Genomic DNA, 9,373 nt, shown 5'->3' on the forward strand with positions numbered 1-9,373 from the left:
GCCCAGCGGGCCAGGTCGCCGCGCAGCACCGGCAGCCGCGGGTTCACGTCGTCGAGGATGGCGTCGGCGTCGACCAGGGCCGCCCCGAGCCGTTGGCCCAGCCCGGTCAACGCCAGCGCGGCCGCGCTGAGCGTCAGGTTCACCTTGACCGGATCGACCTTGTCCGCGATGGCGACCAGCGTCTCGAACAAGCTGTTGAACTCCGTCGTCACCGACGTCGCGTCGATCACCGTGGCCGGTGTGATCGCCTGTGCCGCAGGGTTTTCCGGTGACGTGAGCGCCACGTACTTGTTGCCGAACACCGTCGTCGCCTTGACCGTGGCCGCCACGTTGGCGGGGATCTGGCGCACGTATTTCGGTGTGACATCGAGGATCATGACGGCGACGGGCACGCCGTCGCGGGTGGTCTCCGAAATCGTCGACACCCGCCCGACCTGCACGCCGTTGTAGGTGACCTTCGAGCCGGTGCCCATGACCAGGCCCGCCCGGGGGGCGATCATGGTCAGCTGCGTCACCGGCGTCAGGTCGCCGCGGAACTGCAGGTACAGCGCCGCCACGGCGAGGCCGAGGACCACGACCGTCGCCAGGCCGACGAGCTTGTACGGTGGCCCGCGCCGCAAACGACGCTTCATGGTTTTGAGACCCTAGGGTATGGCTGCCCGCGACAAGGCCGACCCGGCCAAGACCCGGCAGGCCGTGTTGGCCGTGGCGGACTGGCTGCGCGACGAGGCGCGGCCCGCGCCCGACCGCGCGGCGCTGGCGGCCGCGGTCCGGCTGACCGCCCGCACGCTGGCCGCGGTGGCGCCCGGCCGCAGCGTGGAGGTGCGCATCCCGCCGTTCGCGGCCGTGCAGTGCGTCACCGGCCCGGCCCACACCCGCGGCACGCCCCCCAACGTCGTGGAGACCGACCCCCGGACCTGGCTGCTGCTGGCCGCCGGCATGACGTCGTTCGCCGCGGCCAGAAGCTCCGCCGCGATTCGGCTGTCGGGGTCCCGCGCGGGTGAGATCGAACACTGGTTGCCCCTGGTCGACGTCGACGGAATGTAACTCTGAACTGCAGGTTTAGAGTGCGGCTCAAGGATTTTCGTCGCCCAACACGCCCGGGGGATTGGGCGGCGCGGCCGTCGTGCCCGTAGACTTCCCTACGTCACCAATCGTTCCCCGGGGAGCTGCCTAATCGTGACCGTCCAGGAACCCGAAGAGGATTTCAGCGCGCCTCGGGAAGAGTGTGGCGTATTCGGGGTCTGGGCCCCGGGCGAGGACGTCGCCAAACTCAGCTACTACGGCCTGTATGCGCTGCAGCATCGCGGGCAAGAGGCCGCCGGCATCGCCGTCGCCGACGGCTCCCAGGTCCTGGTCTTCAAAGACCTGGGGCTGGTAAGCCAGGTGTTCGACGAGCAGACGCTGGCCGCCATGCAGGGCCACGTCGCCATCGGCCACTGCCGGTACTCCACCACCGGCGACACCACCTGGGAGAACGCGCAGCCGGTGTTCCGCAACACCGCCGCCGGCACCGGGGTGGCGCTGGGCCACAACGGCAACCTGGTCAACACCGCCGAGCTGGCCGCTCGCGCACGCGACGAGGGGCTGATCGCCAAGCGCGCCCCGGCCCCGGCCACCACGGACTCCGACATCCTGGGCGCGCTGCTGGCCCACGGCGCGGCCGATTCCAGCCTGGAACAGTCGGCGCTGCAACTGCTGCCGACGGTGCGCGGCGCGTTCTGCCTGACGTTCATGGACGAGAACACCCTGTATGCCGCCCGCGACCCGCACGGCGTGCGCCCGCTGTCGCTGGGCCGGCTGGACCGCGGCTGGGTGGTGGCCTCCGAAACGGCCGCGCTCGACATCGTCGGCGCCTCGTTCGTCCGCGACATCGAACCCGGGGAGCTGTTGGCCATCGACGCCGACGGCGTGCGCTCCACGCGGTTCGCCAACCCGACGCCCAAGGGTTGCGTCTTCGAATACGTCTATCTGGCGCGCCCGGACAGCACCATCGCCGGCCGTTCCGTGCACGCGACGCGCGTGGAGATCGGCCGCCGGTTGGCCCGCGAGTCTCCCGTGGAGGCCGACCTGGTGATCGGGGTGCCGGAGTCCGGCACCCCCGCCGCCGTCGGCTACGCCCAGGAATCGGGCATCCCCTACGGCCAGGGCCTGATGAAGAACGCCTACGTCGGGCGCACCTTCATCCAGCCGTCGCAGACCATCCGGCAGCTCGGCATCCGGCTCAAGCTCAACCCGCTGCGCGAGGTGATCCGCGGCAAGCGGCTCATCGTCGTCGACGACTCGATCGTGCGGGGCAACACCCAGCGCGCGCTGCTGCGAATGCTGCGCGAGGCCGGCGCGCTCGAGGTGCACGTGCGCATCGCGTCGCCGCCGGTGAAGTGGCCGTGTTTCTACGGCATCGACTTCCCGTCGCCGGCCGAGCTGATCGCCAACGCGGTCGAGAACAAGCGGGAGATGCTGGAGGCGGTGCGGCACGCCATCGGCGCGGACTCGCTGGGTTACATCTCGCTGCGCGGCCTGGTCGCGGCCTCCGAGCAGCCGGCATCACGGTTGTGCACCGCCTGCTTCGACGGGCAGTACCCGATCGAGCTGCCCGAGGAGAGCGCCCTGGGCAAGAACGTCATCGAGCACATGCTCGCCAACGCCGCCCGCGGCGCCGGGCTCGAGGATCTCGCGCCCGACGAAGTGCCCGTCGTGCACTGACGGCCCCACCTCGCCGCTCGACCGACGGAACGCGGACGTTTGATACCGGCCGGCAAGGCCGCCCGGTAGCCTTTATCGCGATGACGGATCCCGGAAAGACCCCCGGACACCACCCGGACGGCCAGGGCATCACCTACGCGTCGGCCGGGGTGGACATTGACGCCGGCGATCGCGCGGTCGAACTGTTCAAGCCCCTGGCGAGCAAAGCCACCCGCCCCGAGGTGCGCGGCGGCCTCGGCGGGTTCGCCGGGCTGTTCGCCCTGCGCGGCGACTACCGCGAGCCGCTGCTGGCGGCGTCCACCGACGGTGTCGGCACCAAGCTCGCGGTCGCCCAGGCGATGGACAAGCACGACACCGTCGGCCTGGACCTGGTCGCGATGGTGGTCGACGACCTCGTGGTGTGCGGCGCCGAGCCGTTGTTCCTGCAGGACTACATCGCCGTCGGCCGGGCCGTGCCCGAACGGCTCGCCGCGATCGTGAGTGGGGTCGCCGAGGGCTGCGTGCGGGCCGGCTGCGCCCTGCTGGGCGGCGAGACGGCCGAACACCCCGGCCTGATGGAACCCGACCACTACGACATCTCGGCGACGGGTGTCGGGGTGGTCGAGGCCGACGACGTGCTGGGCCCCGACCGCGTCAAACCGGGGGACGTCATCATCGCGATGGGTTCGTCCGGCCTGCACTCCAACGGATACTCGTTGGCCCGCACGGTGCTTCTGGAGATCGACCGGATGAACCTGGAGGGCTACGTCGAGGAGTTCGGCCGCACGCTCGGTGAGGAACTCCTCGAGCCGACCCGCATCTACGCCAAGGACTGCCTGGCGCTGGCCGCCGAGACGCACGTCCGCACGTTCTGCCACGTGACCGGGGGTGGGCTCGCCGCGAACCTGCACCGCGTGATCCCGCATGGGCTGGTCGCCGAAATGGACCGTGGCACTTGGACACCCGCGCCGGTGTTCGCGATGATCGCCCAGCGCGGCCGGGTCGCCCGGGAAGAGATGGAGAAGACGTTCAACATGGGGGTCGGCATGCTCGCCGTCGTGGCCCCCGAGGACACCGACCGCGCGCTGGCCATCCTGACGGCGCGCCACCTGGACTGCTGGGTGCTGGGCACCGTCGGCAAGGGCGGGAAGCAAGGTCCACGGGCGAAATTGGTGGGGCAACACCCGAGGTTCTAGGGAAGGACTACCGCGCTGCCGGGGGGCGAGGGGTTAACGCCGGCCCGCGCGGGTCTCAACGACGCCAGGTGTCCTGGTCATCCCAGGGTTCGTCCAGGCCGTCCGAGTCCAGTTCGGTCGAGTCGTCCGAATCCGTCCCGGACAGCTCGCGCTGAAGCCGCTGGAAGTCGGTCTGCGGAGAACTGTATTTGAGTTCTCGAGCAACCTTGGTCTGCTTTGCCTTAGCCCGGCCGCGGCCCATGGGGGAACCCCCTCGCGCAATAACGGAGCGGCCTAACATGTAGGCGGCTCCGATCTCCTGTGTCGTTATTGTCCTGGTAGCAGTTTACCGTGCCGCGGGGGCAGGCGTCGGTGCCCCCTCCCCGCTGTGGCGGACGTCATCGACGATTATCTCGCACCGCCGCGCAACCGTTCAACGGCGAGTCGTCCCGCGCCGATCTGTTCGGCCGGCGGCAGGGAATCGGCGTCCATCACCGCAGCCACCGCGGCGTCCGGACCGGTCGCCAGCGGGGTGTCGCCCGGCAGCCCTCGCTTGACGAGCGCCAGCGCGATCGGCCCGTCGTCGACGTGGTCGACCACGGTGCCGAGGCGGCCCACGGCACGCCCGCCGGCCAGCACCGCGTCGCCCGTCGACGGCCGCTCGACCGAGCCGTCGAGGTGCAACAGCACCAGCATGCGGGGCGGCTTGCCGAGGTTGTGCACCCGCGCGACGGTCTCCTGCCCGCGGTAGCAGCCCTTGTCCAGGTGCACCGCACCCACCCCGGGGCCACCGATCCAGCCCACCTCGTGGGGGATCGTGCGCTCGTCGGTGTCCACGCCGAGGCGCGGCCGCCGCGCCGCCACCCGGTGCGCCTCGTAGGCCCACACCCCGGCCGAGCGCACCCCGACGCCCGCCAACCGGTCCCGCCACCCGGCCGCGTCGGCGCGGGGCACCAGCAGGTCCAGCGCCGGGCTCCCGGCGCCGGGCGTGCGCCGCACGAAACCGCCGCCGGTGGCCACGGCCGACCGCGCGTCGGGCAGCGCGTCGAGGCCCAGGGCGGCGAGCACCGCCGGGTCACTCAACCCCGGCCCGAGCAGCGACAGCACCGCGATGTCGGCGGCGGCCGGGACGACCTGCGACCAGAACACCATCTTGCTCAGGTAGCCCAGCAGCGCCTCGCCGCGCCACGGCTCGGTGTCGAGGTAGGTGATGCCGCCCAGTTCGGTTTGGATCCAGTGGTCCTCAACCCGGCCCTGGCCGTCGAGGCTGAGGTTGTCGGTGCTGGCGCCGTCGGGGAGCGCGGCGACGTGCTGCGTGGAGATGCTGTGCAGCCAGTTCTGCCGGTCGGCGCCGGTCAGCGTCAGGACCGCGCGGTGCGATCGGTCCACCAGCACCGCGGCGGTCTCGGCCGCGCGCTGCTCGCCCAGGGGATCGCCGTAGTGCCAAACGGCGCCCGCGTCGGGTCCGGAATCGGGGGCGGGGACTGCGTGGCTCACAGCTCAACTCTACGGATGCCGGGGCCCGCGCCGGGCGTGCGGACAGCCGCGCGCCGGGTGCCGAGTGCGCGGCCCGCCGCACGCTCGCCACTAGGCTCTCTTCCCATGCCCGCGGACACGAGCGTGATCGTCACCCTGGACGGCGAGGTGCACCCGCCGAGCGCCCCGCTGCTGCACGCCGACGACCTCGCGGCCGTTCGCGGTGACGGCATCTTCGAGAGCCTGTTGGTGCGCGACGGCAGGCCGTGCCTGGTCGAGTCGCACCTGCAGCGGCTGACCCAGTCGGCGCGGCTGACGGACCTTCCCGAGCCCGACCTCGCCCGCTGGCGGCACGCGATCGACGTCGCCGCGGGCCGCTGGGCCGAGGCCGGCGCGGGTGAGGCCGCGATGCGGCTGATCCTCAGCCGCGGCCGCGAGAACGGCTCGACGCCGACGGCGTACGTGACCGTCAGCGCCGTGGCCGAACGGGTTTCGGCGGTGCGGCGCGACGGCCTGGCCGCGGTCACCCTGGATCGGGGGCTTCCCTCGTCCGGCACCGACACCATGCCGTGGTTGCTCGCGGGCGCCAAGACGCTGTCGTACGCGGTCAACATGGCCGCCCTGCGGCACGCCGCCCGCCAGGGCGCCGCCGACGCCGTCTTCGTCAGCTCGGACGGTTTCGTCCTGGAGGGGCCGCGCTCGACGGTGGTGATCGCCACGGCCGCGGAGTCGGGCGCGGGCGGCATCCCGCGGCTGCTGACCCCGCCGCCGTGGCATCCGATTTTGCGGGGCACCACGCAGCAGGCCCTGTTCGAGGTGGCGCGCGGCAAGGGGTACGACTGCGACTACCGGCCGCTGCGGGTGGCGGATCTGTATGCGGCGCGAGCGGTTTGGCTGGTGTCGAGCATCACGCTGGCGGCGCGGGTGCACACGCTCGACGGACGCCCGGTGGCCGGCGCCGAATTGGCCGCCGACTTCGCCGAACTGGTGGACGCGGCGATCGTCAGCGACCGCTGAGCGCTGAATTGTGTTGTCGGCTCCCCGTTTCGCGGGTACGGTCGGCCGTACACAAGAAGGGAGGTGGTCCGCGAAATTGATAGCTTCATGGACATGTGAGGTGGCTGCGCGCTAGCAGCACCGGCTCGGCGGAGCTAGCCACCGACGTGCGCTAGCGAATTCCCCGCAGTCACCCGGCCCCCGAGCTTCCCGGTCAAGTCCAACCGGGAGCATGGCTCGGGGGCCGTTCCATGTCACGACCCGGCTACTGGCTTACCCGCGCGGCGATCTGCCCGGCCAGCTTGCCCGCCTGACCCGTCGCCGCGTCCGGCCCGCACATCAGCAGGTCGACGACGACGTTGGCCGCCGCGTGCAGGGCGTGGTGGCAGACCCGGGCGCCGTCGGACTCGGTGCGCTCTTGGTAGATCTTCGGCGGCGCGCCGGTCACCTCACCGAACGTCCACCCCGAGCTCTTGCCGTTGAAGGTCACGGTCACCTGTTGCCCCGCGCACGCCCGCCACTTGTCGGCCGACGCCTGCACGAACGCGACCGCCCGCTCCGGGGAGGCGAACTCCGCGACGGCCTCGTAGACGCGGTGCGGCGCGTTCTCGCCGGCGGTGTGCACGGCCTGCCCGCTGACCGCCTTGAAGCCGTCGGCGCCCCTGTACGACGACTCCTCGATCGGTTCGTAGGGTCCCTTGCAGTCCGCGTTGGACACCGTCGCCTTGAGGTTGCGCAGCTGTGCGGACTTGTCCGAGACCACCAGGTTGGGATCGCCGACGACGTTGCCGACGTCGGCGGGCCCCAGCAGGTACGAATCCAGTTTCGTGTCACCACCGTTCGACGGCGCCGGACCCGAACCCGCGCCCGAACCGCCGGCCGCGCTCTGCCCCGAGTTGGCGCTGGAACTCGGGGCCGACTTGGTCTTGCCGCCCTGGGTGGCGAACACGATGGCGAGCGCGATCGCCACGATCACCGCGACGGCGGCGCCGCCGAGAATGACGAGCCGCTTGCTGCCCCCGCCCGCGGCAGGCCCGGCGGCCGGCGCGGTGGAGGACGCCGCCGGCGTGGCGGCGACCGGCGTGGCGGCGACGGTGGTCGCGGCCTGTTCCCGAGGCGTCGGGGAGGGGCCGGCCGGCGAGCCGTCCCGGGCCTCGATCTCGGCCAGCACGTTGTCGATCTCGCTGCGGGTGCGGTAGGTGACGTCGTGGCGCAGCCGCAGCATGCGCAGCAACTGCGCGATGTCACCGCGCGCGCTGGGGTCGTCGCCGTCCTCGTCGAGCCCGGATCGCAGCTCCACCAGCAGCTGCAGCTGCTGCTGCGGGCTGAGCTCCTTCTCGGCCATCTGGTTGCCCAGCCGGGTGATGTAGCCGAACGGCACCGGCGGCTCCTCGGGCAACGGGTCCGGCAGCGGCACCGGCTTGCTCTGCAGGGCGTGCACGGCGGTGACCAGTTGGATGCCGGCGTCGACGGTGGGCTCCCGGTAGTCGATGATCTGTAGCGTGGCAAGGGGATTCACCCGCATGCTGTCGACGTCGCCGATGCGCACGGGAAGGATGGGGCGGTTCAGCGCCCGGGCGTAACGCAGCTCGGCCTGGCTGGGCTTGGACTGCAACCAGTTGTTGGACAACGCGACGATGAACACCTCGCAGTTGCGGATCTGCTCCAAGATCTTGTTCCACCAGGAGTCGCCCCCGCCGAGCTCCTGGTCGAACCACACCTGCTGTTGCCCGCGCCGCAGTGCGGTCGTCAGGGCGTCGACCGTCGACCTGTCTTGGCTCGAGTAGCTGATGAACAACGCCATCGCGATCTCCTAGGGAGGCAGGAAAGAAAACCGGGGCGCAAGCCCTTAGCTGGCCGGCGCGTGCGCGGATACCGTATCAGTGTTGGACACGTGCGGAAGGGGTAACTTCACCGCTGATTCGGTTGCCCGTCCGCGTCGAACTCAGGCGCCGCCGCCGAGGCCCGGCGCCTGGCCGGCCGGGTGAATCTCGGCGTAGCGGCGCGCGAATTCCGGGCCGGGCACCGGCCACTGCTCGCCCTGCTCGCCGCGCACGATCCAGTCGCCCTCGGACGCGGTGGTCGGCCCCTCCAGCGTGTTGACGGTTTCACCGGGCTGCGCCGGGCGGGCCTGCACCCGCCCCTTGCGCTGCCAGCGGCCCTGGCCGGCCGGCTCGTAGGTGTCGCGGAAGATGTCGTCGCGCACCGACCAGACCTTGCCGTCCTCGCTGACCGCCCAGTCGCCGGCGTCGCCGCGCATGGTGTGGCCCGAATCGGACGTCCACGACCAGGGGGTGCTGCGCTGCTCGGCGCTGACCGTGCCGACCCGGCTGAACGACTGCCACAGCGGGCGCGAGCGAAAGCCCAACTGCCGCAAGCTCCACAGCGTGCCCGCCAGGCTGCGCACCGCCGCGTTGAGCAACTCCGGGTCGCCTTCGACCTCCGACCAGTCGACCAGCTTGTTGTGGATCTTGCGCGCGTCGTCGCGCGGCAACCCGTACTTCCAGCCGTTGCGGCGGTAGTAGCGGCACCAGTCCTCGTGCTCGGCGCGGGCCATGCTCAGCGCGGCGTGCTCGTCGAAACCCATCAGCGCGAGTTGCTCCAACGGCGCCAGGTCCGCCATCTCGTGGCCGGACAGCTGCGCGGGCGGGCTGCCCCAGGTGTTCCAGGTGTGCCTCGCGATCTGCTCCACCATCCACAGCGCGTTGCGCACCTGGCGCCGGTTGGACCCCCGGTAGAACTCGTCGAGCTTCGTCCACGGCAGCGTGGCCGGGGACCGCGCGCCGTGCGGGTCGATCGTCGAGACGTACCGTTCGTGGATCAGCCGGGCCGCCCGCTCCCACGCGTCCTGAACCTGGCCCTCCCGGGTGTCGAGCACCAGGGAGAAGGACTGCAGGCGCCCGACGACCTGGATCGAGTCGTCGCTGATGCTGGTGTTGAGATCCGCGACGTAGCTGGGCATGTCGGGGAAGCGGGCGGCCAGCCGGGCCGCCGTCGTCGCGAGGTGCGCGTCGACGAAGATCACCGCGCTGGTCGCGGGG

The 9,373-nt window shown here is 71.4% G+C and carries 9 protein-coding genes; 4 read left to right on the forward strand and 5 right to left on the reverse strand.

What is annotated here, in order from left to right:
- The coding region (locus A5714_RS01390; RefSeq protein ID WP_156747122.1) for an MCE family protein at positions 1-632 on the reverse strand (632 nt) is incomplete at its 3' end.
- Between the two features lie 19 nt (positions 633-651).
- Between A5714_RS01390 and A5714_RS01395 the strand changes: the two genes are divergently transcribed.
- The 3 genes from A5714_RS01395 (at position 652) to purM (ending at position 3,881) form a co-directional block, all read left to right on the forward strand.
- Entirely contained in the window at positions 652-1,047 is a 396-nt protein-coding gene (locus tag A5714_RS01395) for a sterol carrier family protein (RefSeq protein WP_068071564.1), read from the forward strand.
- Positions 1,048-1,179: 132 nt separating this feature from the next.
- On the forward strand, positions 1,180-2,706 hold the full coding sequence (gene purF / locus A5714_RS01400) for an amidophosphoribosyltransferase (RefSeq protein WP_068071562.1): 1,527 nt from the start codon (positions 1,180-1,182) through the stop codon (positions 2,704-2,706).
- Between the two features lie 80 nt (positions 2,707-2,786).
- Positions 2,787-3,881 carry a phosphoribosylformylglycinamidine cyclo-ligase gene (gene purM, locus A5714_RS01405; RefSeq protein ID WP_068071561.1) on the forward strand — a complete coding sequence of 365 codons (1,095 nt, stop codon included), beginning with the start codon at positions 2,787-2,789 and terminating at the stop codon, positions 3,879-3,881.
- A 55-nt stretch (positions 3,882-3,936) separates the two neighbouring features.
- Here the strand turns inward: purM and A5714_RS01410 are convergent, their stop codons facing one another.
- Entirely contained in the window at positions 3,937-4,122 is a 186-nt protein-coding gene (locus tag A5714_RS01410) for a DUF3073 domain-containing protein (protein WP_068281981.1), read from the reverse strand.
- Between the two features lie 146 nt (positions 4,123-4,268).
- Complete coding sequence (locus A5714_RS01415) at positions 4,269-5,357, reverse strand: folate-binding protein YgfZ (RefSeq protein WP_068281984.1); 1,089 nt, start codon at positions 5,355-5,357, stop codon at positions 4,269-4,271.
- Positions 5,358-5,480: 123 nt separating this feature from the next.
- On the opposite strand from A5714_RS01415, the gene A5714_RS01420 reads away from it, so the two are divergent.
- On the forward strand, positions 5,481-6,353 hold the full coding sequence (locus A5714_RS01420; protein WP_082959509.1) for an aminodeoxychorismate lyase: 873 nt from the start codon (positions 5,481-5,483) through the stop codon (positions 6,351-6,353).
- A 244-nt stretch (positions 6,354-6,597) separates the two neighbouring features.
- Here A5714_RS01420 and A5714_RS01425 read toward each other — a convergent pair whose 3' ends face one another.
- The gene (locus A5714_RS01425; RefSeq protein ID WP_068281986.1) at positions 6,598-8,136 is read right to left on the reverse strand and encodes a sensor domain-containing protein; all 1,539 of its coding nucleotides are present in this window, start codon (positions 8,134-8,136) and stop codon (positions 6,598-6,600) included.
- 141 nt (positions 8,137-8,277) lie between these two features.
- Positions 8,278-9,373, reverse strand: a 1,096-nt coding sequence (locus A5714_RS26440; RefSeq protein WP_369829409.1) for a RyR domain-containing protein, incomplete at its 5' end; no start/stop codon positions are given.

The sequence above is a fragment of the Mycobacterium sp. E2462 genome (genome assembly GCF_001672685.1).
Classification (GTDB): domain Bacteria; phylum Actinomycetota; class Actinomycetes; order Mycobacteriales; family Mycobacteriaceae; genus Mycobacterium.